Raw genomic sequence first — 24,390 nt, 5'->3', positions numbered from 1 at the left:
AGGGGGGTTAACGCGAAAGATTTGCTGAAATATTTAGCTCATGGCCGGGGAAGAAAAAGCGCGGAATTGTGCGATTCCCCTCTTGAGAGCAGGGGTGTGTTTCTGCTACAAGCTTATCAGCGCAGAAACACACCCCTCCGCCCCTCTCAAGAGGGGAATCGCACAATTCCGCGCTTTTTCTTAGGTTAGCGGTATGGGCTCCGGCCGGGCGGAGGCGTAAATGAAGGGGAGGGGTTAATTTAAAAACTACATCCCGCGGCCGGTGTAATCCCTTCTTTATCCATCATTAATGATGGCTTTCCTTTTTTGAAGGTCACTATCCAAATACTGTCGAAATCATTATCCGGCCATTGCAGGTCTTTAACTTTAAGGCCGAGGGCTTTCAGTACAGGCTTAATCTCGTTGTGTTCCCATACTATAAGGATGGTGCCTTTTTTTGAGGTAAGCTCTTTAGCCACGCCGTTATCATCCTCTTCTTCAAAATTACTGTTGATAGAGAGATTATATTTTACAGCAAACGGCGAGATGGTTTGGAACATGCGTGCCCTTGGGGTGGATTTACCCTGGTGCATGGCCGGCACATAAATATGATCGGGCAGGCCAAATTTAGCCTTTAAAACCTCGGGAAGTTTAAGCGCACGGTTAAAACCGGCACATGAAAGGTTATCCCCAACATCCGGCTTTTCGGCATGGCGGATAAATACCAGTTTCAGGTTTTTACCCTGCGCAAAGGCGGCCAGGCTTGCCCAACCGACTATCAAAAAAAGTAAAAGAATTTTTTTTATCATGTCGGTTACTATTTGTGTTTATTCTACGGAAACTGTTAAACCCTCCTGCAGAAGGATCTTTCGGTAGATCTCCATTTCGGTAAAGGAGCCTTCCAGTACGGCGCATTTGCCTTCGTTATGTACTTTCCATGCTATCTTTTCGGCTTGGGGTTCGGAGTAATCCAGGTATTTCATCATGCAGTGGATCACGTGGTCAAAGGTGTTAAAATCATCGTTCCAGAGTATTAAACGATGCATCTCTTTAAGTCCTGCAAGTAACTCTTCGAGGGTAAATGTTTCTTCCTGTACTTCAGTTGGCATACGTAACTACAAATTTACTCAAAAACAATAATAAAAATGTTAAAATCGTGTTCCATGGTCTTAAAAATCATGTTACACAAAACCCCTAAAAAATTTCACATGAAAAAAGCATCCCCGGCTTTTGTTTTAGCATTAACTGCACAACTTTTAACAGCTCACCATTTATCGGCCCAAAGTACTCAAAACAACTTACAGGCCCCACCCGCTAATATTAACATTGATGGCAACCTGAAAGACTGGGGCGATAGCCTACGTTATTATAACGAAGAAAAGAGGCTGAACTACGCGCTGGCCAATGATAAGGATTACCTGTATGCCGCTATCCGCATTAGCGACAGGCTTGATAAAATGAAAGTGTTAAATGCAGGGATTACACTGAGCATTGACCCTAAAGGGAAAAAGAAAGATAGTTTTATGCTTACTTTTCCGTTGGCAGCACCGGATGAAAAGCCGGAGTTTGCCAGGCTAAGAGATGATAACGGCGAAATTACCCAGGCCGACCGTGACGAGCTGATGCGCGAGCGGATAACCAAGCTGCGATATATTAAGGTTGTTGGGTTTAAGGATATTGATGGCGATATGATCACCACATCAAATACCTACGGCATTAAAACAGCCATAAATTATGATGCCAATGGCGACCTGGTTTATGAAGCTGCTATCCCGTTAAGCTTTTTCCATGCCGGTAATGATGCCTTTAAAAGCGAGTGGGCTTTTAATTTTAAGATCAATGGCTTTCAGCGCCCGGCAGGTGGCAGTGGTGCAGGAGAAGGTGAGGGCGGAAGCTTTGGCGGCGGTGGCGGCCGCGGAGGAAGAGGTGGCATGGGCGGTGGCCGTGGCGGGAGAGGCGGTCGCGGGGGTATGGGTGGCGGTGCAGGACGCGGTGCCGCAGGCGGTTCCGGCGAAATGTCAAAATCCGTTGATTTTTGGGAGAAGTATTTTTTGAGTAACAAATAAGGTGCTTGTCAGCCATAAGGCCCGAAAGGTTTAAACATTAGTATTGCTTAAATCTTTCGGACTTCCCGACTGCGGACTTCCGATTTAATACTTCCTTCGGACTTCCCGACTGCGGACTTCCGATTTAATACTTCCTTCGGACTTCCCGACTGCGGACTTCCGATTTAATACTTCCTTCGGACTTCCCGACTGCGGACTTCCGATTTAATACTTCCTTCGGACTTCCCGACTGCGGACTTCCGATTTAATACTTCCTTCGGACTTCCCAACTGCGGACTTCCGACTATCCCTACTTCTTTCGGACTTGCCGACTTCGGACTTCCGACATAATATTACTCCACCTTATACCTATAAACCTGCCGTCCTAAATTACCATCAGCATCAATACCCTCAATTATTACGCGGTACGTACCTTTAGCATCGGCATTAAAAAAGCTCATCGACGTATTACCGTCCTTATCTGTTAGCAAGCCCGGAGCCCAGTAAATGGTGCTGCGAAGGTCCTGCATTTGGGCATTGGTTTTAGGATCATCATACTTAGGCGAATAAAATTCGCGCGCTTTATAATAACCCTTAGGAGCATAAGTGACAATGCCCGGCGCATATTTGGTGTAAACAGTTTCACCGCCGCGCTTGGTTGTAATAACTAAAAGGCCGCCCGCTCCCCTTGATCCGTAAATCGCGGTGTTGCCAATGCTACGTAAAACTTCAATAGTGGCAATATCGGTTACATTTAAGTTATCCAGGAAATCGGTTCCCACATAGGTTCCATCAAGCACAATTTGCATAGGAGTTCCCGGGCTGCGGGTTGAATAAGGCGTGCCGTTACGAAAAATCACACCGGTTAATCTGCCTTGTAAAATCTGAGATAGCATTCCTCCCCCATACATCAGGTTCTGACTGGTAAGTGTTTGGTCGGCATTGCCCGGCCCGTTAAGGTTGGCCGAATTTTTAAAAGGGTTTTCCCGCTTTTCGCGGATCACTACTTCTTTTAATACGATAGTGTGATTACCGATGCCGTATTTTACCTGGTCATCATAAAGCTTTTTACTGTTTAAGAGGTAAGCCGATGCACCATCATTGATGTTCACCTGCAGATCGGGTGCGTTTTTATTAGGTCCAACGGGTTGCGGGGTTACGTTGTCAAGCGTAATATCGAGGTTTTTGCGGTCTTTGGCAGTGCGCGCCTGGATCACAAATTTGATGCTATCCCTAAAAACGAGGTCTTTGAATGTAAACTTGCCTTCAGCATCGGCAACAGTATCAATAATAAAGGTACCACCCGATGTTGAAAACAGGGTAACCTTGCCGTTTGGTACCGGTTTGCCCCCGAACGTTTTGAGATGACCTGTTACCTCCAATGATTTTTCGGGCTTGAAAACTATGGGGGTAAATTTATCAGCAAGCAGCTGTTTCCATTCAAAGCGATGGTAGCCCTGGGTAAGCATCAGTGCGTCAAGGTTGGCCTTGGTTTCGTTGCTTATATTGGTAAAGTAGTAGTTAGGTTTTTCTATATATCCTTTCAGGTCTGACGTAAGCAGCAAGGTTGAAAATATCGAACTTTCGTTTACCTCATCTGTATTAACTTTTGATTCATCAATAACCGATGCTGAAAAACTACCGACAATGGGCTTATCCTCACTGTTTTTAGCGTTGAGGTTTATGGTCACTTTTTCGCGCGGCTTGTAGCTCTGTTTTTCTGTGGTGACAGCAAGTTTAAGCTGATCGGGGTTTTGAACAAAGATGAGGCGCTCATTCAGTGGCTCGCCGGTTGCCGAGAACAGGGTGAATTGTACTATACCCGATGGAAATTTATTTTTAGGTATGGCAGCCGAAAAGGAGGTTGCCCCGTCCTTACTTTTGCCTGCATAACAAAGCTCACCGCCCGATTGCGCTATCAGCGTTAAACCCGATAATGAAGCTGTGCCATTGCCGGTGTTTTTACCGGGGATGATGGATACAAACACCTTATCGTCGCGCATGCTGTTGACACTTAATACATAGCCATTATCAACTGCTTTGGGCAAATCAAAAACACCTTCCGAGCCATCAGCATAAGTAATGTGCGCTTTATAGGTTTTACCACTTTCAGGCTCAAAGGTAATAGTACCCATGCCAAAATGACTTTCGCCCAATGGCGCAACCTGGTTGTTTTGATCGTCGGCAATAAAACCTTTAATATCAACTCCTAACCCGTCTGCGCCAACGGCTTTAAAAGCCACTTTTTCAAAAACACCATTAATTAAATTTCCGCTCTCCGGGAAAAACTGAACATCAACCTTATTTGATAGTGTTTTTATGGGCACGGCTTTCGCAATAGTATGTTTTTCATCAAGCTTCACCTCGGTATTGATATGGCCGGATGTTATGGAAACTGCCTGGTTAGTGGTAAAACCGGCTGTGAGGTTGCCTTTGTCGTCGGTTATGCCTTTGCCCCGTGAGATAGATTTACCATTTATTTCAACTTCATAACTTACAGGCTTATTAACGTAGGCTATACCGTTAAGATCGGTATAGGTAATAACAGCAGTTACCTTTTGTTTACCATTTAAGGTATTGTAGGTATAGGCGGTTTTGGTGAATACCTTGTTACTGATACCGTTTACAATAGTTATGGTTTTATTGAAAAAATAAGCTTCGCCTTCGTTACGCATCCAGTTGGTATAAGCGCGGATCCGGTAGTTGCCTTCTGCCATACTATCGGCCAGGGCAAAGTCACCTGCTGCCAGGCCTGCTGTTAGCGGGAGCTTAAGGCTGCGTTTTACTGAATCGTTATCATCAATAAGGTCGACATTCAGGGTTTCGCTGTAAGCCGAAAGCTTATGCTCACTGCCGATGGTAACATAGGCCTTAAACCAAATATCCTCGCCAATGGCATAATAGGGTTTGTCAAAGTGCAGGTAAACTTTTTCCTGCGGATGATCGGTGCGCCATTTATCAAGCTGCGCAATGATTTTTGTTACCAGCTCATCATCGGGTTTTACAAAAGCTAAAGTAGCACCAACAATAAGGGTGATAAGGGTCCCGACCGATAGGCGTTTGAGGTTCATAGAAAGATAAATCTTGAACTACCAAGATACGCAAAAAGTATTTACGTATTTATAATAAGTATGATACTGTTTATAGTACTAAGTCTGAAGTAGTAAGTCTGAAGTCCCAAGTCTGATTTCTTCCCAGACTTAGCACTTAAGACTTTCGACTTAACACTACCACTTATTCTTCCACATCATGCTTTCAACAGGGCGTGTAGTAGGGTTGTTGTATTTGGCGTTGGCCTTGCTGTTGTACAGTGTTTCAATCTCGCCCTCAACTACAAAATAAATAAGCTGGCCAATGGGCATGCCGGCGTAAATGCGTACCGGCTGGGCACATGAAATTTCAAGTGTCCAGGTATTGCAGAAACCAACATCTCCTTTGCCTGCTGTCGCATGGATATCGATACCTAAACGCCCGGTGCTTGATTTGCCTTCTAAAAACGGAACGTGGCGATGGGTTTCGGTATACTCCATAGTTACGCCCAGGTAAAGCGTATTGGGCTGAAGCACAAAGCCATCCTTCGGAATTTCAAAACCATCTATCTCATTATGAACTTTAGCATCAAGCACCCGGCTACGGTAGGTGGCTAAATATTTGCCCAAATGAACGTCGTACGAGTTAGTACCCAGGTATTCGCGGTTAAATGGTTCAATAATAATATGGCCTTGTTCAATTTCTTCGAGGATGCGCTTATCAGATAGTATCATACAGGCAGGTTATTGCTGGCGCTAAATTATGAAAATTAGCCTAATCGGCACCGGCTTTTATAAACAATATTGGCAGGCGAAATGCGTTCAGATAGCGCAGAAACGGCCCCTAAACCTAATATGGTTCAGCTGATTACGAATATGTAGCTGCGTTGATATTATTTAATTTTTTTTGACATATGTTTGCAACCTATTTTGCAATTTTACTTTTATGGCGATAGCATACAGGCAGCGTATTGATGATGACACCGAGTTTGCACTCTGGCGTATCGAGGAGGAGGCTACAGACCTGTACAGCCAGTTACAACTTGACCAGCAGGAAAAGGATTTTGTGGAGAGCCTGAGCAATGGCAAACGCCACCTGCACTGGCTGGGGACCCGCGTATTGCTGCGCAAAATGCTCCGTACCGATGAGTATATTGACTGCAAAGTTGATGAGCATGGCAAGCCCTACCTGGTTAACCTGCCTTACCATATCTCCTTAAGCCATTCGTTTGATTATGCCGCTGTGATGATCAGCAAAACATACAAGGTTGGGATTGATATAGAGCAGATTAAACAAAAGGTTGAGCGTATTGCCAACAAGTTTATGCGTAAGGAAGAGCTGAAATTTATAAATGGCCCGCAAAAAATTGAGCAATTGTATGTTTGCTGGTGCGCCAAAGAAGCTGTTTATAAATGCAACGGGCAAAAGGAGGTTTCATTTGCCGATAACATTTTTTTGGAGCCTTTTCAGTTTGAACACCATGGCGTGGTGAATGCGCAATTGAATAAAAAAGATACCACCATTGATTATACCGTAGGCTATCTGCAATATGAAGATTATATGATAGGCTACGTAAAGGGCGAGTGATGAAAAACAAGAAAGTATTTTTTCAGGATTGGGGCCTGATTGATTATCAGCAGGCCTGGGATAAACAGGAAACCCTTTTTAGTGAAACGGTTAAAACTAAAATAGACAACCGTAACCGAGAAACGGCTTATGAAGCAGCTGCTAAAAATACCGGTACTGCTGTTGCCTACGATACCATCGAAGCCGACGAAACTTTTAATTACCTGGTTTTTTGCGAACATCCACACGTGTATACCCTGGGTAAAAGCGGCAAGCCTGAGCATTTATTGTTAGATGAGGCGGGTTTGAAAGAAAAGCAGGCGGTTTATTACCCGATAAACAGGGGCGGTGATATTACTTATCATGGACCGGGGCAAATTGTTTCATACCCGATACTCGACCTTGATAATTTTTTTACTGATATCCACCTGTACCTGCGTACGCTGGAAGAAGCGGTGATCCTTACCCTTGCCGATTTTGGATTGAAGGCCGGTCGTTATGAAGGTTATACCGGTGTGTGGTTTGATGCCGATAATGACAAAGCCCGTAAAATATGCGCCATGGGTGTACGCTGCAGCCGTTGGGTAACTATGCACGGCCTCGCGCTCAATGTAAATACCGATCTTGGCTATTTTAAAAATATAGTGCCCTGCGGCATTGACGATAAGGCTGTGACCTCTATACAGCAGGAACTTGGGCATGAGGTTGATATTAATGAAGTTAAAAAAATCCTTAAACATCACATTTCCGTACTTTTTGGTATGGAGATATTATAATGAAGGGAATAATTTTAAGTTTACTTACAGCAGTTACATTATCGGCCTGTACGGGCAAAAACACGCCGGCGCCGGTTAGTTATAATTCCCTGCCAAAACCAGTTACAGTGATACAGGATACCCTAACATACCTTGCCCTCGGCGATTCATATACCATAGGCCAGTCCGTGCCCCCTGAACAGGCATTTCCTAATCAACTGGCTAACCAATTAAACGGCTTTAAAGTAAATACCCCTACTATTATTGCCCGCACCGGCTGGACAACCGATGAGTTGATTGAAGCTATTGATCAAAGCGTCATCAAAAGCAATACTTATGATGTAGTCACGCTGCTGATAGGTGTAAATGATCAATATGATGGTTTAAGCCAGGAAAATTACCGCATTAAGTTTGAACAGGTTTTAAATACGGCCATTAAATTTGCTGGCGGTATCAGGGAGCATGTATTTGTACTGTCTATCCCTGATTATGGAGTTACGCCTTATGCTCATGGGCAGGATGCCGTGATTGGCCCAGAGATTGATCAGTTCAATGATATTAACCGTAGCATAAGCGGCAATGCCAAAGTTAACTACGTTGAAATTACAGGCATCTCTAAATTAGCGGCAAATGACTTATCGTTACTGGCCAGTGACGGTCTGCACCCATCGGGTAAAATGTATGGGATGTGGGTTGATAAGCTGAAGGCGGCTATGGGAACTGTTTTTGTGCAAAAATAGATTGAAAATAAGATTTGTATTTTAACGACAATTGTCGTAAATTTATAGTCAATTTACAATAAAGGCCATGAGTACTCCAAAACCCTATAAGTTTCTTGAAGACGATGAGGTTAATTTAACCTTCATGGTAAGGGAGGGCATATCATTTCCTTATCTTACCAAATTATCAAATCATATCCATTTTAATATAGATGACTGGGCTTCGTACCTTCATCTTTCCGAGCGTACAATTCAACGCTACAAAAAAGAAAACAAAACTTTTGATCCCATCTATTCTGAAAAGATAATCATGATCGAATTACTTTATAAAAAGGGCATCGAGGTTTTTGGCGATGAAAATAAGTTTTACGCCTGGATGGATTATAAAAGCATCCCTCTGGGCGGGGTAAAACCTAAAGAACTTTTAGATACAGCCTTTGGGATCAATATGATCCGCGATGAGTTGGGGCGCATTGAACACGGTATACTTGCATGATCGTTTATCGCTTAAGTAAACAGGCTTACATTAATGACTTAAGTGGCAGGGGGGCCGAACTAAACGGTGGCCGTTGGAACAGTAAAGGAACCGCTGTAGTTTACACCTCCGCATCACGTGCTTTGGCTGTACTTGAAGTTGCAGTACATACACCACTTGGATTTATGCCTTCTGATTATTTTATGGCGACGATTGAACTGCCTGATAATGCCGAGATTTTTAAGCCTGTCATTGATCAGCTACCCGAAAAGTGGAATAGTAACCCCCTGATCAAAGCAACACAGCAAATCGGGGACAGCTTTGTAAAAGCTAACAAATATTTAGCGCTCCAGGTACCATCTGCCACTGTTACCGGCGATTTTAACTACCTGCTTAACCCTTTACACCACGATTTTAAAGCCGTAAAAATTATTGCAACCGAGTTTTTTGAATTTGATTCAAGACTATTTAAGAAGTAAGCATTAACACTCCGGCAAACTGATTGGGATATTGATTGCCAGCCCGCCATCACTTGTTTCTTTATATTTCGAGTTCATATCCAGCGCAGTTTGCCACATGGTTTTCACTACCGCATCGAGGCTTACCTTGGCTTTTTCGGGGTTGCTTTGCAGCGCTAATTGTGATGCTGTAATGGCCTTAATAGCGCCCATAGTATTACGTTCAATGCAGGGAACCTGTACCAGCCCGCCGATAGGGTCGCAGGTGAGGCCGAGGTGGTGTTCCATAGCTATTTCGGCCGCCATAAGTACCTGCCGCTGGGTGCCACCCATACATTCGGTCAAAGCAGCCGCAGCCATGGCCGATGATACACCTATTTCGGCCTGACAGCCGCCCATAGCTGCTGATATGGTAGCTCCTTTTTTAAAAATGCTCCCAATCTCGCTTGCAGTAAATAAAAAGTTGATGATCTTTTGTTCGGTATTTACATCGCAAAAAGCGATATAGTATTGCAATACAGCGGGGATTACACCGGCGGCGCCGTTTGTTGGCGCAGTAACTACACGCCCAAATGAAGCATTCTCCTCATTAACAGCCAGGGCAAAACAGCTTACCCAATCCAAAGTGTTTTTAAAACTATCGCCGGTGTTCCTGATGGCTGCAACCCATTCGTCGTAATTGCTGTATTTATTATTACCGATGAGTTTTGCGTTCAATTTGGCGGCGCGCCTTGCCACATTTAACCCGCCGGGCAATTGGCCGGTAGTGTGACATCCCCGGTATATGCACTCTTTTAATGCTGTGAAGATATTCAATGCTCCGGTACGGGTTTCCTGCTCGCTGCGCCAGGCCAGTTCATTTTCGGCCACAACTTCTGAAATCCGCAGACCTGTTTTGATACACCAGTGCAACAGATCGGCGGCGGTATCAATAGGGAAGGGAAGATCGACCTCCGCTTTTGATTGTCCTGAAGCACCTTCCTTCACCACAAAACCACCTCCTATAGAGTAATACGTTTCAGAGATTGCCTTTCCGGTACTTAAAAATGCCTGGAAAGTTACCGCGTTTGGATGATAAGGTAAGCTTTCGTTAAACAGGAACAGCAGGTCATCATCAGCATAAAAACTCAGCGGCAAAATGCCACCGATGATCAGTTGATGCGAATTTTTGATCTGCTCAATTTTAGGCGTTACCTGGTCAACTTCAAAAGTAACAGGGTCATCGCCGCTTAAACCCAATAGTATAGCTATATCCGTACCATGCCCATGCCCCGTTTTGGCTAATGAGCCATATAATAAGATCTTAACCTGCTGCACTATCGGCAATACTCCCTGTTGCTCAAGCGACTGCACAAACTGCTGTGCGGCACGCCAGGGGCCAAGCGTATGCGAGCTCGACGGGCCTATGCCTATCTTAAACATATCAAAAACCGAAATTTGTTCTCTTTGCATCAGGTCAAAATTAATGATAAATTATAATTACAGGTTCTATAATAAATACGTTGCGCCTTGTAGTTTTGATAAAAATAATTTATAATTTGCAGTGAACTTAAACAAATAATAACACTTAAAACTTAAACACTAAACAAAATTATGGATTCTTACACTTCTTCTTCCGACATGTCGAATGGCATGGTCGCGGCTTTCCTCGCCGTATTGCTTATCCCACTAATCATTACCAGTCTTATACAAATTATTAGCATGTGGAAAATTTTTACCAAGGCGGGTAAACCAGGTTGGGCATCAATAATTCCTATTTATAGCGCTATAGTATGGCTCGAAATTATTGGAAAACCTATGTGGTGGCTAATCATGTTTTTAATACCTTGCACCGTTCCTATTTTTGGTATTTGGGCATTAAATCTTCTCAACAAAAGTTTTGGAAAAAGTGAAGGTTTTACAGTTGGGTGTATTTTTTTACCCTTTATCTTTTTCCCAATTTTAGCTTTTGGTGGAGCCCAATATTTAGGCCCATCGGCCAAAGAAGCGCAAGGTACCGCATTTAATCCGAACGATTACCGTGATCCTTTCAATAATCAAAATCCTCCACAAAACTATTAATGTGGCTAAATAATACCATAATATATGCATCCTGCAGCCCGTTGGGGTTTATCCACTGGCTGCAGGGGCATTTATTACCTTGTCCTTTTAAATATCTTACCGGTATTGATTGCCCGGGCTGTGGCTTTCAACGGTCGGTAGTAGCCCTTATTCAGGGCGATCTTCAAAAAAGTTTTCTATTATACCCAGCAGCAATTCCACTGATCCTGTTTTTTATTTACGGCATAGCCGATATAATTTTCAAGCTCGATACCGAAAAAGCAGTAATAAAGAAAACGGTATTTATGATAAACGGCAGTATTGTGCTAATCAGCTATTTTTTAAAGATGTCGCATTTATCTTAAGCTGAGCGCAGAATGCACAAAGTTAATTTGCTTTATATAGAGTTAACTTAGCTTATTGATAAGGCTCGGACATGGCGCTTACATGGCTGTAATCTTTAATAATGGCCTGTAAAAACTGCAGGTCATTCATATTCGGGGGCAGGGTGGATATTTTCAGATGTTCTTTTAATTTGAGCGCCATATTGTAAACCACAACGGCATTATGCGTTTTCATGTAATTGTGTATCACATCGGCTATCAGCCTTACATTGTCGTCGTTTAGTTCAGCTACCTCTTTAAAAGTAGGTTCATAATCATCGCCGGCCGGTCTGAAAGTAAGGTTATCAATTTTGGTACGCGGATGTGTTTTTACCATGGCTGTTCCGGCTACCACATCGCCTATGCGCTGACCGTTTTCGGTTACCAGGGCACAAAGCAGCGCGCCAAGATTAAGTGTAATACCAAAATCAACCATGCGCATCAGCCATCTTAACAGGTACTGCCCAAAACGGGGACGGTTGCCATTGAGGCTTATCACCCGGATCTTCATAATCCGCTTGCCAACACTTTGACCGTTAAGCAGCGTTTCGCAGGCCAGGTCATAAAATACAAATATCACTGCCATTATAATTGCACAGATAACCAGCGCAGTTTCGGGCATTTTACCAATAATCAAAAAAATAAAGATGAGGTAAAAGGAAATGAAAATGGCGTAATCAATTATGCGGGCAACTATACGTTCGCCAAGCCCGGCGATCTCGTAGTCTATATCAATGTTTTGTGTTGTGTGTACGGTTATGGTTTGCATCTTAACAAAGATATATTTGTTAGTGTAAATTATGATTGTATATTAAAGATTTGTGAGTATTTTAACAAAAAATAAAACCTGCTTTTAAAAATGCGTGAGGCGCTGTTTATCAAACAAAATACCGAAAAATGGAAGGCTTATGAAACCGATAAGCCAACCGACCCGGACGAGCTTGCTGCCGCATTTATAGCCATTACCGACGACCTCGCCTATTCCAAAACTTTCTTTCCGCAATCAAATACAACAAAGTACCTCAACGGGCTTGCGTCAACCTTTCACCAGGACATCTACAAAAATCAAAAGGAGAAAAGCAACCGGTTTGCCATTTTCTGGCGATACGAATTGCCGCTGCTGTTTTTTCAGTACCGCAGGCAGTTATTATATTCGCTCATCTTTTTTGCAATTTTTACCTGCATGGGGGTTCTTTCGGCCAAGTATGATAATCATTTCGTGAGGCTTATCCTTGGCGATGATTATGTGAACATGACCAATGATAACATTGCTAAAGGCGACCCTTTTGGGGTTTATAAAAGCAGCTCATCAGGCCTTATGTTTTTGATGATAGCCGCCAACAACGTTTATGTTGAACTGCGCTTTTTTGTGATGGGCTTGTTTTTTTCAGTCGGTTCATTGTACGCCAGTTTGATGAACGGGGTTATGCTTGGCTCGTTCCAATACTATTTTTTCAGCAAGGGGCTGGGGATCCAATCCATCCTGGTGATCTGGATCCATGGAACGCTTGAAATGTCGTCGTTTATTGTGGCCGGAGGCGCAGGGCTGGTGCTTGGTAACAGCCTGTTGTTTCCTAAAACATATACGCGGCTGCAATCATTAAAAAAAGGGGCGCTTGAGGGCTTGAAAATTACAGTAGGCCTTATCCCTATCATATTATTAGCCGCTTTTTTTGAAAGTTTTGTAACCCGGCATACCGAAATGCCTGTTTGGCTAAGTATTATTATATTAGCCTCATCGTTACTGTTCATGATATGGTATGTGATACTGTACCCTGCAAAATTGAATAAAAACCTAAGCTATACTAACACTGATCATTAAATGAAATATATTATTGAACTGAGGAGGATCCGTGATTTCGGCGAAATAATAAATGATACCTTCACCTTCCTGAAACAGAATTTCAAACCGCTTTTTTCGTCATTACTCGTTATCTGCGGCTTTTTTGTGCTGGTTGGTACTGCTACTACAGCATTTTCGCAAATTGCAATTTATGACAGTGCTGCTTCAACTCAAATATCTGATTATAATAGTGGCCTTAACGCAGGTTTAGGCGTTATTGCAAATGCCCTGGTAACCGTATTAAGCCAGTTTTTTATTTATTTAACTACCCTTTGCTTTGTAGCCGTTTACCTGGAAAAAAAGGGAGAAAAGCCAACCGCGCAGGATGTATGGAATTATTTTAAACATTATTTTTTTCGCTCGCTGGGGTCTGCGTTTCTGTTGATGATCTTAACCTGCCTTGGTTTTCTGTTTTGCTTTATACCCGGTATATATTTAATGCCTATATTTTACCTGGTATTGCCCATAATGGTGATGGAAAATGCCAGTTTTAACTACTCTTTTAACAAAGGCTTTAAGCTTATTAAAGATTATTGGTGGACAGTATTCGGGATCATATTTGTTTGCTCGCTGATAGTAAGTGTTTGCAGTTCAATTGCTACTGTGCCGCTAACACTTGTTGCGTCACTACGCCTTTTTGTTTCACTAAAATATGTTTCGTGGCCAATTATGATATTCTTCAGTATGCTTCAAAACATCCTGATGCTTACTTACGCTATCCCAACCATTGCTATAGCGTTGTGCTATTTTAGTCTTGAAGAAAGAAAAGACGGAACCGGCATCTTAGAACGTATAGAAGCATTTGGCATCCATACCGATAAAGCCGACGACCTGCCTGCCGAACAATACTGATTGAGTTATGCCTAAACCGATACTAATCCTATTCATACTGTTGTGCTTTGCCCTCAATCCGGCGGTGGCTAAAGTTGGCGGAAAGGCTGTTCCCTTAAAAACAGATAGCGTTTCTAAAAAGAAGCCCGCGGTTGTACGCATGGATAGCTCGAAGGTTAATATACATCGTTTTAATGAAAATGCGCTTGATAAATACCGGGCCGACAAAGAGTATCAGTATAACGACAAAAGCATAGGGAATGAGCTGTCATTTTGGGACAGGTTCTGGAATAGGTTTTGGCGTAATTTGTTTGGCAGCTTAAGCGTAAATCCTGGTCTCGGAGTTTTTTTAAAATACTTCTTTTTAATACTGGCAATAGGTGCGCTGATCTTCTTTATTATGAAGCTTCTTGGTATGGATATGGGCAACCTGCTGCTGGGCAAGTCGCGCAAAACACCATTGGCCTATACCGAATCGGCGGAGAATATCCATGAGATCAATTTTGATGAGGAAATTGAGAAAGCGATTTCAAACCATAATTACCGTTTAGCCGTTCGCCTGCTTTACCTGCGAAGCCTGAAACAGCTTAGTGATGATGGCCTTATCCAGTGGCAGCCCGAAAAAACTAATTCGGCTTATGTGTATGAGCTTAACAATCCTTCTGTACGGCAGTCTTTTGTTTCGCTAACCAGGCAGTTTGAATATGTATGGTATGGCGGTTTTAATATTGATGGCGCTGCTTTTGGCAATATTAACCAGTTGTTTCAAAACTTTAAAAAACAGCTGTTATGAAGGACCTGAAAATTTACTTTATAATAGCCACAACTTTGTTTGTTATTTACATAGTAGCAAACATGAATAAGCCGAAAGAGGTTAACTGGATGCCTACGTTCAGCAATACCGATAAGATTCCTTACGGTACGCGGGTACTTTATGAGCGTGCCCGGGATATTTTCCCCGGTGCTGTGATCAAACCTAAACGCCAGGCCATTTACAATACTATTGCCGAAGATTCCATCAAAGGATCATCATACATTATCATAGCTGCGGGCCTAAATATTACCAAACCCGATTTTAAACAGCTTAAGAAATATATCACTGCCGGCAATGATGTTTTTATTGCCGCAGGGTTTTTAGGGGCCGATTTTGAAAAGGAGCTCAAAATAAGCATCACCAATAAATTTGTGGTTAACGGTAACGATCATACACTGATACACTTTGTAAACCCTGCCCTTTCGCCCGAGGTAAATTACTTTGTTGATAAAGGTGTTACCGCCGGATATTTTACAAAATTTGATACATCCCGGGCTGTGGTTATAGGTGAAACCGACGATCATAAGGCCAACTTGTTGAAATACCCTATGGGAAAAGGCAACCTGTATTTAACGCCCAATCCCGGGATGTTTACTAATTACAGCCTGCTGAAATCACAGGGTGCTGAATGGGCTTCAACAGCTTTATCTATGGTGAAGAAAACACCGGAGATAGTTTGGGACGAATATTACACGCAGGGCACCGGCGAAGACGACTCGCCGATGAGGGTATTCCTGGGGAATGCACAATTAAAAGCCGCTTACTATCTCGCCTTGTTTAGCCTGCTGGTATTTGTGCTGTATGAAGTAAAAAGGCGTCAAAGGATCATACCTGTTATCAAACCGCTTGAAAATTCTACCGTTGATTTTGTTAACGTAGTTGGGCAGGTTTACTATGAACGAAGGGATAATATAAACATTGCCAGGAAAAAAATGCAGTATTTCCTGGCGTATGTCCGTGAAACTTACCGGATAAAAGCCAACCGGCCGGGCCCAGGGTTTGTGGAAGAACTGGTTAACCGTACCGGTGTTACTGTAGATGTTGCCCGCGAATTATCCGGTGCATTTATTTTCATCAGCACTCACGATATCGTAACCGATCATGAGCTGATCAGGCTCAATCAACTTATTGAACAATTTTATATCCAATCCAGGTAAATATGGAAAACGAATTTTTTGAACAACGCACCGATCTCACCAAGCTAAGCACTGCCGTTGAGCAAATAAAAGCCACGCTGGCAACCATCATCGTAGGCCAGCATGATTCTATCGATCTGCTTATTGCCGGGATCCTGGCCGATGGGCATATCCTTATTGAAGGTGTGCCGGGCGTTGCAAAAACACTTACAGCAAAACTTATAGCCAAAACAATAGATGCCCGGTACTCGCGCATCCAGTTTACGCCGGATCTGATGCCTTCGGATATTTTAGGAACATCTGTTTTTAACCCCAAAACAACCGAATTTGAATTTAAGCAAGGACCGATATTCGGCAATATTATCCTGATTGATGAGATCAACCGCGCCCCTGCAAAAACACAGTCGGCTTTGTTTGAGGTAATGGAGGAACGGCAACTCACCATTGACGGGCACCGCTATAAAATGGAAGAGCCGTTCACCGTTTTCGCAACGCAAAACCCGGTTGAGCAGGAAGGTACCTATCGTTTGCCTGAAGCACAGCTTGACAGGTTTTTATTTAAAATAGAGGTGAAATATCCAACGCTTGAAGAAGAAATAACTATCCTTACCCGTCAGCATCAGCAAAAAACTACCGATCAGCTGAGCCTGATCCAACCACAGCTGTCGGCTGCTGATATTAACCAGTTGCGCAACCAGGTGAGGGCCTTGCATGTGGAAGATAAAATACTTGAGTTTACAGCTAAAATTATCCACGAAACACGTAACAGCAAATCCCTGCAGTTGGGTGGCTCACCGCGTGCGTCGCTGGCTATTGTTAATGGCGCCAAAGCGCTTGCTGCTACCAGGGGGCGTGATTTTGTTACGCCGGATGATATTATTTATGTGGCCACACCGGTACTGCGCCACCGCATTATGTTAACACCTGATAAGGAGATGGAAGGCGTAACCCCCGATGAGGTAATAACCCAGGTAATACAAAAAATTGAAGTGCCACGATAGTAAAGCGCGTGAAAAAACTATTCGGACTATTATATACCAATTTGTTTTTAACTAACCGTTTATTCGGTGCGGTTGCCGCCTGCGTGGTATTGTATTTACTTTCGTTTTTCTTTCCGTGGCTGGGCGTTGTGCCTGATGTGGCTTTTTATGCCCTGCTGGCGCTGCTGATTACCGATCTGTTCATACTTTACCGGATAACTGATGGGGTATTTGCCAAACGCCTTGCGCCAGAACGGTTAAGCAACAGCGATGAGAACGAACTTAGCATTTACATCGAAAACAGGTATAGTTTCAGGATTAACACCGGTATTATTGACGAGGTTCCTGCACAGTTTCAGAAACGTGATGTTTGGTTTGCTACAACCCTTGCCCCCGGCGAACGTAAGCAGATCAATTACATGCTGAGGCCAACGCGCCGGGGCGAATATGAGTTTGGTTTTATCCGGGTTTTTGTGCGTTCGGCCATTGGCCTGGTATCTAAACGCTACAATTTTGAGCAGGCCGAAACTTTGCCCGTTTATCCTTCGTTTTTACAAATGCGTAAGTATGAGCTGATGGCCATTTCAAACAGGCTTACTGATATCGGCATTAAAAAAATCAGGCGGATTGGGCATAGCATGGAGTTTGAGCAGGTAAAATCTTATGTTCCAGGCGACGACTATCGCACCATCAACTGGAAAGCCACAGCACGGCGCGGCGACCTGATGGTGAACTCCTATACCGACGAGAAATCACAGCACGTTTACTGCATTATTGATAAATCGCGGGCTATGCGGATGCCTTTTGAAGGGCTCAGCCTGCTGGATTATGCCATTAATGCAAGCCTTGTACTTTCAAATGTTGCCTTGCTTAAAGAAGATAAGGCCGGGTTAATAACCGTGGGCGAGAAAATAGGTTCGGTGGTGCCAGCTGATAAGAATTACGCGCAGCTCAATAAGATAATGGAAGTTTTATACAAGGAAAAAACCCGTTACCTGGAAACTAACATGGAGGCGCTTTATGTCACAACACGCCGGGTATTAAAGCAACGTAGCCTGGTGGTATTTTTCACCAATTATGAAAGCCTACCCGCATTACAACGGCAATTGCCATTTTTACGCCGGATAACTAAATTTCACCTGCTGTTAGTTGTCTTTTTTGAAAATACCGAGTTAAAAACCCTGAGCGAACAACCGGCCAAAGATGTTGAAGGTATTTACATAAAAACCATTGCCGAAAAGTTTGCTTATGATAAAAAGCTGATGGTAAAAGAACTGGCCAGCCACGGGATCCAGTCGATATTAACAGCACCGCAAAGTCTTACTATCAATACGGTGAACCGGTATTTGGAAATAAAAGCGAAGCAAAAAATATAGATAATAGGATCAGGAATTAATTTTAGTTTGAGCCCGGGCCGCGGGCAACGTTGAGATAATTTTAAAAAGCCGGCTAACAAAATGTATCCTATATTTACACTGCCAACAATAGCCCGATCAAAAACTTTCAACTTTTTGTTAGCAATCTTTTTTTGAATTGTAAGCCGATTCCCTCAACTTCGCAGTCCGAATTTTGATTATGAGTATTCATTATAAAATAATAGCTGCAGAGCTTTCTGTAGCCGAAAAGCAGGTTACCGCTACGGTAGGCCTGCTTGATGAAGGAGCTACTGTTCCTTTCATTTCACGTTACCGTAAAGAGCTTACCGGCAGTTTGGATGAGGTACAGGTTGCCACCATCCGCGACCGTGTACAGCAACTGCGCGAACTTGACAAACGCCGTGAGGCCATCCTGAAATCGCTTACAGACATGGGCAAACTAACGCCCGGGCTGGAAAAACAGATCAACGAGGCCGAAACGATGGTTACTTTGGAGGACCTTTATCTTCCGTATCGCCCAAAACGCAAAACCCGTGCTACAGCGGCCCGTGAAAAAGGCTTACAGCCATTAGCCGATGTTTTATTAGAACAAAAAAATATCGACCCCGAACTGATAGCTGCCGAATACATCAGCGACGAAAAAGGTGTAGCCAGCGTTGATGAAGCTTTAGCCGGCGCAAGGGATATCATAGCCGAAACCGTTGCTGAAAATGCCGAAGTACGTACCAAAATCCGTGAGCTGTTTGTAGAGAAAGGCACTTTTGCTTCAAGAGTAGTTGAAGGCAAAGAGGAGGCAGGCATTAAGTACAAAGACTATTTTGAATGGACTGAGCCTGTTAAAACAGCGCCATCGCACCGCGTATTAGCCATGCGCCGCGGCGAGAAGGAAGAGATCCTATGGCTCGACCTGAAACCTGAAGAAGATGATGCACTGGAGATATTGGAAAATTCAGTTATCAAAGCAAACAACCCGGCTGCCGGACAAATCCGTTTGGCTATCACCGATGGCTATAAACGCCTGTTAAAACCATCGATGGAAACAGAGGTGCGCCTGCTTACCAAAAAGAAGGCCGACGAGGAAGCGATCCGTGTATTTGCCGAGAATGCCCGTCAGCTATTGCTGAGCGCGCCGCTTGGTCAAAAACGCGTAATGGCGCTTGATCCCGGTTTCCGTACAGGTTGTAAACTGGTTTGTTTGGATGAACAAGGCAAACTGCTTGAAAACACTACTGTTTATCCGCATACCGGTGCAGGCCAGGCCCGTGAAGCCGAAAAAACGGTACAGCACCTGTTCCAGAAATATAATATCGAGGCTATTGCTATAGGTAACGGTACGGCAGGCCGCGAAACAGAAGTATTTGTGCGCAACCTGAATTTACCGGGCGTAACTATTGTGATGGTTAATGAAAGCGGTGCTTCTATCTATTCGGCATCTGAAGTGGCAAGGGAAGAGTTTCCGGACTATGATGTCACCGTAAGGGGGGCCGTATCTATCGGTCGCCGCCTGATGGACCCATTGGCCGAACTGGTAAAAATCGACCCAAAATCGATTGGTGTAGGCCAGTACCAGCATGATGTTGATCAGAACAAGCTGCAAACCTCCTTAGATGACACGGTGATCAGCGCAGTGAACGCGGTGGGTGTTGAGCTAAACACCGCCTCAAAACAGATCCTGGCTTATGTATCAGGCCTTGGTCCGCAACTGGCACAAAACATTGTAGAGTACCGCAACCAGAACGGCGCTTTTAAACGCCGTGAGCAATTAAAGAAAGTTCCGCGTTTGGGCGATAAGGCATTTGAGCAGGCAGCAGGCTTTCTCCGGATCCACAATGCCGAAAACCCGTTAGACACCAGTGCAGTTCACCCCGAGCGATATGGTTTATTAGAGCAAATGGCTACGGATATGAAATGTACGGTGAAGGACTTGATGAGCAATCCGACCCTGCGCAAAAGCATTCCGCTGCAAAAATATGTTTCCGAAACAGTTGGTCTGCCAACCCTGAACGATATCATGGCCGAACTTGCCAAGCCGGGCCGCGACCCGCGTGAGCAGTTTGAGGCTTTCAGCTTTACAGAGGGCGTAAACGCCATCGGCGATCTGAAAGCAGGCATGAAGCTGCCGGGCATCGTCACCAACATTACAGCTTTTGGTGCTTTTGTTGATATCGGCGTTCACCAGGATGGCCTTGTTCACCTGAGCCAGATCACCAACCGTTACATCAAAGACCCGAACGAGGTACTGAAAGTGCATCAAAAGGTTGAGGTAACCGTTACCGAGGTTGATGTGAACCGCAAGCGCATTGCCCTATCCATGAAAGAGAACGACAAAAGCGAGCCCAACCAGCGCCGTAACGATGACCGCCGCCCGCAGGGTAACAACAAGCCTAACTTCAATAAAAGAGTTGAAAAAGAGCCGGAAACTGATATGGCTTTGAAACTGGCTGCTTTAAAGGGGAAATTTAAGTTATAATATAAAACGGTGTTATTCTCGCTCTTATCTGTAAAACCCGGTCATGTTGAACTTGTTTCAACACCCCACTTGCTAAGCAAGCCTGCTAAGCAATTTGCGACTTATCTCGTGGGGTGCCGAAACAAGTTCGGCATGACGATCTTTTTTTTAAGTATCAGTATTAAACTCCCTGAATAGTTCACCATAAACAAGAAATCCCCAACCATCAGGCTGGGGATTTCTTCGTTATAATAGAATATCTGATCGATACTTATGCTACTGTCCCTTCTTTCAGCTTCTCAGCGTTCTCTGCAAACTGAAGCGATTCAAGGATTTCCTGCAAATCGCCGTTAAGTACGCCCGGCAGGTTGTAAATGGTCAAACCGATACGGTGCTCGGTTAAACGGCCCTGCGGATAGTTATAGGTACGTACCTTGGCCGACCTATCGCCGGTTGATACCATGGTTTTACGTTTTTTAGATGTTTCTTCCAGGTGCTTTTGCAGCTCCATTTCATACACCCTCGAACGCAATACCTGTAAAGCCTTATCGTAGTTTTTCAATTGCGATTTCTGATCCTGGCACTGGGCAACAATACCTGTAGGAATGTGGGTTAACCTCACGGCCGAATAGGTAGTATTTACCGACTGACCACCCGGCCCTGAAGCACAGAACAGATCTTTGCGGATATCACTTACCTGCAGATCGATGTCAAACTCATCAACCTCGGGCAATACTACTACCGAAGCTGCCGATGTATGCACCCTGCCCTGCGTTTCGGTATCGGGCACGCGTTGTACACGGTGTACGCCCGACTCGTATTTAAGGGTTCCGTAAGCGTCTTCGGCGTTTACGTTAAATACAATCTCTTTATAGCCGCCACTGGTGCCTTCGGTATAGTCAACCAGCTCGGTACGCCAGCCGCGTTTTTCGCAATACCGCATGTACATGCGGTAAAGGTCGCCGGCAAAAAGAGCGGCTTCATCGCCACCGGTGCCACCACGGATCTCCACGATAGCGTTTTTAGAATCTTCAGGATCTTTAGGGATCAGCATCAGGCGGATCTCTTCTTCTTTTACTTCCTGCTGTGCAAGCAATTCATCAAGCTCCATTTTGGCCATTTCACGAAACTCTTCATCTTTTTCGGTAGCCAGGATCTCTTTATTGGTTTCGATATTGCTCATAATGTTGCGGTATATATGATACTCATCAACAATTTTGGCAAGGTCTTTATATTCTTTATTTAACTGGGCAAAACGTTTCATATCCTGCATCACTTCAGGATTGCTCAGTTCACCTTCAACATTTTTCCAGCGCTCGTATATCAGCTCTAATTTATCTAACATATTTTATAAATAATGATGCAGCTAAAACTGTTTGATATTGAACCGGCTTATGAAAGACTTAACGTTTCGGGGCGGTTTACAGGCATGCTGCAAAAAGTGCACAAAAGTACGCATTTTTTCTGTAAGAAAGATGCCCCATATCGCTACAGACCTCTGCGCTAATCAGTTTATTACAATCGTCAAACATTGGCGGCTTGTTGGAAAATGATGTACAATGTAATTTAGCTGTTATATGAAAAAACTTATTTATATATTCGATTTATTATTTAAAATATATCTAAACCTTAAATCTAAAAACTATGGGCGGATTAGGCGCACCTGAAATCATTTTAATCGTCATTGCTCTCGGCTTAATGTTGGGATACGCAATTCTTTTCCCTGTTTGGGGATACAATGCCGGGAGTAAGCGAACCATCGGCGCAGTTCCTGGCCTGTTTTTAGGGCTGTTTCTTAATTTTATCGGGATAATAATTGTTTATTGCAGTCCCCGCATTCAGAATAAGGGCTTTTATGATTTTCCAAAACAATCATCGGCAGACGAATTGCAAAAATTCAAACAGCTATTTGATAGCGGTGCAATAACCGAATCGGAGTATAATGCTCAAAAAAACAGAATTTTAAATTCCGGTTATAAGGAACAGTATTAACACCTGGCAATTATTAGGATCTATCGATCCCCCTTCTCAAAATATTCCAGCTTCAGCTCCTTGCCATCAAAAACGGTATAAGAAAAGTATGAAATCCATTCGCCAAGGTTAATATAACGGCTTTGAGGGGTTATTTGAATATCAAGCGGCATATGGCGATGGCCAAAAACAAGGTAATCGTAAAAGTTGGTCTTTAATTCTTCGCGGCAAAAATTTACCAGCCATTCCTGTTCGCCTGGTTTTGGGTTTTCTTTTTTTGCATTGGTATCCCGGCTGTGGCGGCTCCACTTATTGGCTATGCCTACACCAAGATTTGGATGGATACGTGCAAACAACCATTGGCAAAACCTGCTCCTGAAAAAACCTTTTAAAAACTTGTAAAAGTTATCCCCCGGGCCAAGCCCATCTCCGTGATGAATGAAAAACTTCTTTCCGCCCCGTTCAATTTTTAATTCATTGCTGATAATAGTTGCGCCCAGCTCATTTACAAAATAATCAAACATCCACATATCGTGGTTGCCTTTAAACAGGTAAAGCTTCACGCCGGCATCGGCAAGTTCGGCAAGTTTGCCCAGGAAACGGATATAGCCTTTGGGCACTACCGATTTGTATTCAAACCAAAAATCAAAAACATCGCCAACCAGGAATACTTCGGCGGCATCATGCTTAATGCTATCGAGCCAGCGCACTATCTTATCTTCGCGTTGGCGGCCTGAGGCGTATGTGCCTGTACCTAAATGAAAATCAGAAGCAAAATAGAGTTTGTCGCGAACCGGCATATCCGGCAAAAATACGTTTTAGCAGTCAAACAGAAAAGATAAAGATTGTTACACAATAACCACAAACCAACAGCGTACCTTAGTGGTTATTCACCATACATTAAAAATTAAAATTATGGCAATCCCCGAAAACCCAAATCTTGATGATGCCCAGGAAGATAAGGATCCCGGCAACGAATTTGAACAGAACGAAGGCCAGGATACCGGTAACGAAATAATAGATAACAGCGAACCGGATGTTGCCGGATTAAATGCAGCCAGTCGCGCATCTGAATCGTCTTTTACCTTAAATTTTGAGGATGGCTATGCTCCCGCTCCGGATAAAAAGGATGACGATGAGCAATCACTAAAACACTGATATACCAAACAATGAAAAAACTATTACTGCCGGTATTGATCCTGGCCTTTTTTGCCGGCAAATCATCGGCACAGCAGCCGAAAGGCTTTACAATGGCCGATTTTAAGAGCAATGCAGGCAAAACGGGCACCTTGTGCGATACCGTTTACTCCTATAAAGCGGTGAGCGATACATTAACACTGTTAAATATGGGCGCGGCTTACCCAAGGCAAAAATACACCATAGCCGTAAAGGGTAATAAAATAAAACTCGATTTTGCTAACATAATAGGGAAGCACATTTGTGCAACAGGCGTATTCGAATTTTTTAAAGGCCAGCCCGAAATTGTGGCCGATAAGCCCGAGGATATCACGGTTAACTGATCATTTCAATGACGATAAAA

Annotated in this window: 27 protein-coding genes; 19 read left to right on the top strand and 8 right to left on the bottom strand. The window is 43.7% G+C overall.

Features of this window, described 5'->3' with window-relative positions:
- Positions 1-239: 239 nt before the first annotated feature.
- Together SNE26_RS25935 and SNE26_RS25930 are read right to left on the bottom strand one after the other, a co-directional pair.
- Positions 240-788: a histidine phosphatase family protein gene (locus tag SNE26_RS25935; RefSeq protein ID WP_321556750.1), complete on the bottom strand. Its 549-nt coding sequence runs from the start codon at positions 786-788 to the stop codon at positions 240-242.
- A gap of 18 nt (positions 789-806) precedes the next feature.
- Positions 807-1,088, bottom strand: a complete 282-nt coding sequence (locus tag SNE26_RS25930) for an ATP-dependent Clp protease adaptor ClpS (protein ID WP_321556749.1) — start codon at positions 1,086-1,088, stop codon at positions 807-809.
- A gap of 99 nt (positions 1,089-1,187) precedes the next feature.
- Here SNE26_RS25930 and SNE26_RS25925 point away from each other — a divergent pair, with 99 nt between their 5' ends.
- Positions 1,188-2,045, top strand: a complete 858-nt coding sequence (locus SNE26_RS25925) for a hypothetical protein (RefSeq protein ID WP_321556748.1) — start codon at positions 1,188-1,190, stop codon at positions 2,043-2,045.
- Positions 2,046-2,377: 332 nt separating this feature from the next.
- Here SNE26_RS25925 and SNE26_RS25920 read toward each other — a convergent pair whose 3' ends face one another.
- Positions 2,378-5,095 carry a TonB-dependent receptor gene (locus tag SNE26_RS25920; RefSeq protein WP_321556747.1) on the bottom strand — a complete coding sequence of 906 codons (2,718 nt, stop codon included), beginning with the start codon at positions 5,093-5,095 and terminating at the stop codon, positions 2,378-2,380.
- Positions 5,096-5,251: 156 nt separating this feature from the next.
- Positions 5,252-5,788: a dCTP deaminase gene (gene dcd / locus SNE26_RS25915; protein WP_090530796.1), complete on the bottom strand. Its 537-nt coding sequence runs from the start codon at positions 5,786-5,788 to the stop codon at positions 5,252-5,254.
- Positions 5,789-5,999: 211 nt separating this feature from the next.
- Between dcd and SNE26_RS25910 the strand changes: the two genes are divergently transcribed.
- The 5 genes from SNE26_RS25910 (at position 6,000) to SNE26_RS25890 (ending at position 9,048) form a co-directional block, all read left to right on the top strand.
- Positions 6,000-6,641 carry a 4'-phosphopantetheinyl transferase superfamily protein gene (locus tag SNE26_RS25910; RefSeq protein ID WP_090530799.1) on the top strand — a complete coding sequence of 214 codons (642 nt, stop codon included), beginning with the start codon at positions 6,000-6,002 and terminating at the stop codon, positions 6,639-6,641.
- On the top strand, positions 6,641-7,396 hold the full coding sequence (gene lipB / locus SNE26_RS25905; protein WP_321556746.1) for a lipoyl(octanoyl) transferase LipB: 756 nt from the start codon (positions 6,641-6,643) through the stop codon (positions 7,394-7,396). The genes SNE26_RS25910 and lipB overlap by 1 nt, the downstream gene beginning before the upstream one ends.
- The gene (locus tag SNE26_RS25900) at positions 7,396-8,115 is read left to right on the top strand and encodes an SGNH/GDSL hydrolase family protein (RefSeq protein ID WP_321556745.1); all 720 of its coding nucleotides are present in this window, start codon (positions 7,396-7,398) and stop codon (positions 8,113-8,115) included. The genes lipB and SNE26_RS25900 overlap by 1 nt, the downstream gene beginning before the upstream one ends.
- A gap of 67 nt (positions 8,116-8,182) precedes the next feature.
- Positions 8,183-8,590 carry an antitoxin Xre/MbcA/ParS toxin-binding domain-containing protein gene (locus SNE26_RS25895; protein ID WP_321556744.1) on the top strand — a complete coding sequence of 136 codons (408 nt, stop codon included), beginning with the start codon at positions 8,183-8,185 and terminating at the stop codon, positions 8,588-8,590.
- On the top strand, positions 8,587-9,048 hold the full coding sequence (locus tag SNE26_RS25890; protein WP_321556743.1) for an RES family NAD+ phosphorylase: 462 nt from the start codon (positions 8,587-8,589) through the stop codon (positions 9,046-9,048). The genes SNE26_RS25895 and SNE26_RS25890 overlap by 4 nt, the downstream gene beginning before the upstream one ends.
- Positions 9,049-9,051: 3 nt before the next feature.
- On the opposite strand, the gene SNE26_RS25885 is transcribed toward SNE26_RS25890, so the two are convergent.
- Positions 9,052-10,479: an L-serine ammonia-lyase gene (locus SNE26_RS25885; RefSeq protein WP_321556742.1), complete on the bottom strand. Its 1,428-nt coding sequence runs from the start codon at positions 10,477-10,479 to the stop codon at positions 9,052-9,054.
- A 141-nt stretch (positions 10,480-10,620) separates the two neighbouring features.
- Here SNE26_RS25885 and SNE26_RS25880 point away from each other — a divergent pair, with 141 nt between their 5' ends.
- Positions 10,621-11,088 (top strand): DUF5684 domain-containing protein, encoded by a 468-nt coding sequence (locus SNE26_RS25880; protein WP_321556741.1) that lies wholly within the window; start codon positions 10,621-10,623, stop codon positions 11,086-11,088.
- The gene (locus tag SNE26_RS25875; RefSeq protein ID WP_321556740.1) at positions 11,088-11,432 is read left to right on the top strand and encodes a DUF2752 domain-containing protein; all 345 of its coding nucleotides are present in this window, start codon (positions 11,088-11,090) and stop codon (positions 11,430-11,432) included. The genes SNE26_RS25880 and SNE26_RS25875 overlap by 1 nt, the downstream gene beginning before the upstream one ends.
- A 52-nt stretch (positions 11,433-11,484) precedes the next feature.
- Here SNE26_RS25875 and SNE26_RS25870 read toward each other — a convergent pair whose 3' ends face one another.
- A complete protein-coding gene (locus tag SNE26_RS25870) occupies positions 11,485-12,219 on the bottom strand; it encodes an RDD family protein (protein ID WP_321556739.1) in 735 nt (244 codons plus the stop codon).
- Between the two features lie 90 nt (positions 12,220-12,309).
- On the opposite strand from SNE26_RS25870, the gene SNE26_RS25865 reads away from it, so the two are divergent.
- The 7 genes from SNE26_RS25865 to SNE26_RS25835 all read left to right on the top strand — a co-directional run bounded on the left by SNE26_RS25865 (position 12,310) and on the right by SNE26_RS25835 (position 20,900).
- Entirely contained in the window at positions 12,310-13,272 is a 963-nt protein-coding gene (locus SNE26_RS25865) for a stage II sporulation protein M (RefSeq protein ID WP_321556738.1), read from the top strand.
- The gene (locus SNE26_RS25860) at positions 13,273-14,145 is read left to right on the top strand and encodes a hypothetical protein (protein ID WP_321556737.1); all 873 of its coding nucleotides are present in this window, start codon (positions 13,273-13,275) and stop codon (positions 14,143-14,145) included.
- Between the two features lie 7 nt (positions 14,146-14,152).
- Positions 14,153-14,917, top strand: a complete 765-nt coding sequence (locus tag SNE26_RS25855; protein WP_321556736.1) for a DUF4129 domain-containing protein — start codon at positions 14,153-14,155, stop codon at positions 14,915-14,917.
- On the top strand, positions 14,914-16,095 hold the full coding sequence (locus SNE26_RS25850) for a DUF4350 domain-containing protein (RefSeq protein ID WP_321556735.1): 1,182 nt from the start codon (positions 14,914-14,916) through the stop codon (positions 16,093-16,095). The genes SNE26_RS25855 and SNE26_RS25850 overlap by 4 nt, the downstream gene beginning before the upstream one ends.
- A 2-nt stretch (positions 16,096-16,097) precedes the next feature.
- On the top strand, positions 16,098-17,075 hold the full coding sequence (locus SNE26_RS25845; RefSeq protein ID WP_321556734.1) for a MoxR family ATPase: 978 nt from the start codon (positions 16,098-16,100) through the stop codon (positions 17,073-17,075).
- 8 nt (positions 17,076-17,083) lie between these two features.
- Positions 17,084-18,430, top strand: coding sequence for a DUF58 domain-containing protein (locus SNE26_RS25840; RefSeq protein WP_321556733.1), 1,347 nt, complete (start codon positions 17,084-17,086; stop codon positions 18,428-18,430).
- Positions 18,431-18,629: 199 nt separating this feature from the next.
- A complete protein-coding gene (locus tag SNE26_RS25835) occupies positions 18,630-20,900 on the top strand; it encodes a Tex family protein (RefSeq protein ID WP_321556732.1) in 2,271 nt (756 codons plus the stop codon).
- A 250-nt stretch (positions 20,901-21,150) separates the two neighbouring features.
- On the opposite strand, the gene prfA is transcribed toward SNE26_RS25835, so the two are convergent.
- Positions 21,151-22,224, bottom strand: coding sequence for a peptide chain release factor 1 (prfA, locus tag SNE26_RS25830; protein ID WP_091167385.1), 1,074 nt, complete (start codon positions 22,222-22,224; stop codon positions 21,151-21,153).
- 12 nt (positions 22,225-22,236) lie between these two features.
- Between prfA and SNE26_RS25825 the strand changes: the two genes are divergently transcribed.
- Positions 22,237-22,386 (top strand): hypothetical protein, encoded by a 150-nt coding sequence (locus SNE26_RS25825; RefSeq protein WP_321556731.1) that lies wholly within the window; start codon positions 22,237-22,239, stop codon positions 22,384-22,386.
- A 137-nt stretch (positions 22,387-22,523) separates the two neighbouring features.
- Positions 22,524-22,871, top strand: a complete 348-nt coding sequence (locus SNE26_RS25820; protein WP_321556730.1) for an SHOCT domain-containing protein — start codon at positions 22,524-22,526, stop codon at positions 22,869-22,871.
- A gap of 20 nt (positions 22,872-22,891) precedes the next feature.
- On the opposite strand, the gene SNE26_RS25815 is transcribed toward SNE26_RS25820, so the two are convergent.
- Positions 22,892-23,650 carry a UDP-2,3-diacylglucosamine diphosphatase gene (locus tag SNE26_RS25815; RefSeq protein ID WP_321556729.1) on the bottom strand — a complete coding sequence of 253 codons (759 nt, stop codon included), beginning with the start codon at positions 23,648-23,650 and terminating at the stop codon, positions 22,892-22,894.
- Between the two features lie 115 nt (positions 23,651-23,765).
- On the opposite strand from SNE26_RS25815, the gene SNE26_RS25810 reads away from it, so the two are divergent.
- Together SNE26_RS25810 and SNE26_RS25805 are read left to right on the top strand one after the other, a co-directional pair.
- Positions 23,766-24,008: a hypothetical protein gene (locus SNE26_RS25810; protein WP_321556728.1), complete on the top strand. Its 243-nt coding sequence runs from the start codon at positions 23,766-23,768 to the stop codon at positions 24,006-24,008.
- A gap of 11 nt (positions 24,009-24,019) precedes the next feature.
- Positions 24,020-24,370 carry a hypothetical protein gene (locus tag SNE26_RS25805; protein WP_321556727.1) on the top strand — a complete coding sequence of 117 codons (351 nt, stop codon included), beginning with the start codon at positions 24,020-24,022 and terminating at the stop codon, positions 24,368-24,370.
- Positions 24,371-24,390 lie beyond the last annotated feature (20 nt).

Source organism: Mucilaginibacter sp. cycad4 (assembly GCF_034263275.1).
Taxonomy (GTDB): domain Bacteria; phylum Bacteroidota; class Bacteroidia; order Sphingobacteriales; family Sphingobacteriaceae; genus Mucilaginibacter.
Note: the sequence above shows the minus strand (reverse complement) of the source record. Positions and strands in the feature narration are given on the sequence as shown.

Excerpts from the sequence above, each read along its gene's own strand:
- prfA (WP_091167385.1), bottom strand. The coding sequence starts at position 22,224 with ATGTTAGATAAATTAGAGCTGATATACGAGCGCTGGAAAAATGTTGAA.
- SNE26_RS25805 (WP_321556727.1), top strand. The coding sequence starts at position 24,020 with ATGAAAAAACTATTACTGCCGGTATTGATCCTGGCCTTTTTTGCCGGC.
- SNE26_RS25845 (WP_321556734.1), top strand. The coding sequence starts at position 16,098 with ATGGAAAACGAATTTTTTGAACAACGCACCGATCTCACCAAGCTAAGC.
- SNE26_RS25900 (WP_321556745.1), top strand. The coding sequence starts at position 7,396 with ATGAAGGGAATAATTTTAAGTTTACTTACAGCAGTTACATTATCGGCC.
- SNE26_RS25850 (WP_321556735.1), top strand. The coding sequence starts at position 14,914 with ATGAAGGACCTGAAAATTTACTTTATAATAGCCACAACTTTGTTTGTT.
- SNE26_RS25875 (WP_321556740.1), top strand. The coding sequence starts at position 11,088 with ATGTGGCTAAATAATACCATAATATATGCATCCTGCAGCCCGTTGGGG.
- SNE26_RS25880 (WP_321556741.1), top strand. The coding sequence starts at position 10,621 with ATGGATTCTTACACTTCTTCTTCCGACATGTCGAATGGCATGGTCGCG.
- SNE26_RS25910 (WP_090530799.1), top strand. The coding sequence starts at position 6,000 with ATGGCGATAGCATACAGGCAGCGTATTGATGATGACACCGAGTTTGCA.
- SNE26_RS25885 (WP_321556742.1), bottom strand. The coding sequence starts at position 10,479 with ATGCAAAGAGAACAAATTTCGGTTTTTGATATGTTTAAGATAGGCATA.
- SNE26_RS25870 (WP_321556739.1), bottom strand. The coding sequence starts at position 12,219 with ATGCAAACCATAACCGTACACACAACACAAAACATTGATATAGACTAC.
- SNE26_RS25860 (WP_321556737.1), top strand. The coding sequence starts at position 13,273 with ATGAAATATATTATTGAACTGAGGAGGATCCGTGATTTCGGCGAAATA.
- SNE26_RS25920 (WP_321556747.1), bottom strand. The coding sequence starts at position 5,095 with ATGAACCTCAAACGCCTATCGGTCGGGACCCTTATCACCCTTATTGTT.
- dcd (WP_090530796.1), bottom strand. The coding sequence starts at position 5,788 with ATGATACTATCTGATAAGCGCATCCTCGAAGAAATTGAACAAGGCCAT.
- SNE26_RS25810 (WP_321556728.1), top strand. The coding sequence starts at position 23,766 with ATGGCAATCCCCGAAAACCCAAATCTTGATGATGCCCAGGAAGATAAG.
- SNE26_RS25930 (WP_321556749.1), bottom strand. The coding sequence starts at position 1,088 with ATGCCAACTGAAGTACAGGAAGAAACATTTACCCTCGAAGAGTTACTT.
- SNE26_RS25815 (WP_321556729.1), bottom strand. The coding sequence starts at position 23,650 with ATGCCGGTTCGCGACAAACTCTATTTTGCTTCTGATTTTCATTTAGGT.
- SNE26_RS25865 (WP_321556738.1), top strand. The coding sequence starts at position 12,310 with ATGCGTGAGGCGCTGTTTATCAAACAAAATACCGAAAAATGGAAGGCT.
- SNE26_RS25825 (WP_321556731.1), top strand. The coding sequence starts at position 22,237 with ATGATGCAGCTAAAACTGTTTGATATTGAACCGGCTTATGAAAGACTT.
- SNE26_RS25895 (WP_321556744.1), top strand. The coding sequence starts at position 8,183 with ATGAGTACTCCAAAACCCTATAAGTTTCTTGAAGACGATGAGGTTAAT.
- SNE26_RS25935 (WP_321556750.1), bottom strand. The coding sequence starts at position 788 with ATGATAAAAAAAATTCTTTTACTTTTTTTGATAGTCGGTTGGGCAAGC.
- SNE26_RS25925 (WP_321556748.1), top strand. The coding sequence starts at position 1,188 with ATGAAAAAAGCATCCCCGGCTTTTGTTTTAGCATTAACTGCACAACTT.
- SNE26_RS25820 (WP_321556730.1), top strand. The coding sequence starts at position 22,524 with ATGGGCGGATTAGGCGCACCTGAAATCATTTTAATCGTCATTGCTCTC.
- SNE26_RS25835 (WP_321556732.1), top strand. The coding sequence starts at position 18,630 with ATGAGTATTCATTATAAAATAATAGCTGCAGAGCTTTCTGTAGCCGAA.
- SNE26_RS25890 (WP_321556743.1), top strand. The coding sequence starts at position 8,587 with ATGATCGTTTATCGCTTAAGTAAACAGGCTTACATTAATGACTTAAGT.
- lipB (WP_321556746.1), top strand. The coding sequence starts at position 6,641 with ATGAAAAACAAGAAAGTATTTTTTCAGGATTGGGGCCTGATTGATTAT.
- SNE26_RS25855 (WP_321556736.1), top strand. The coding sequence starts at position 14,153 with ATGCCTAAACCGATACTAATCCTATTCATACTGTTGTGCTTTGCCCTC.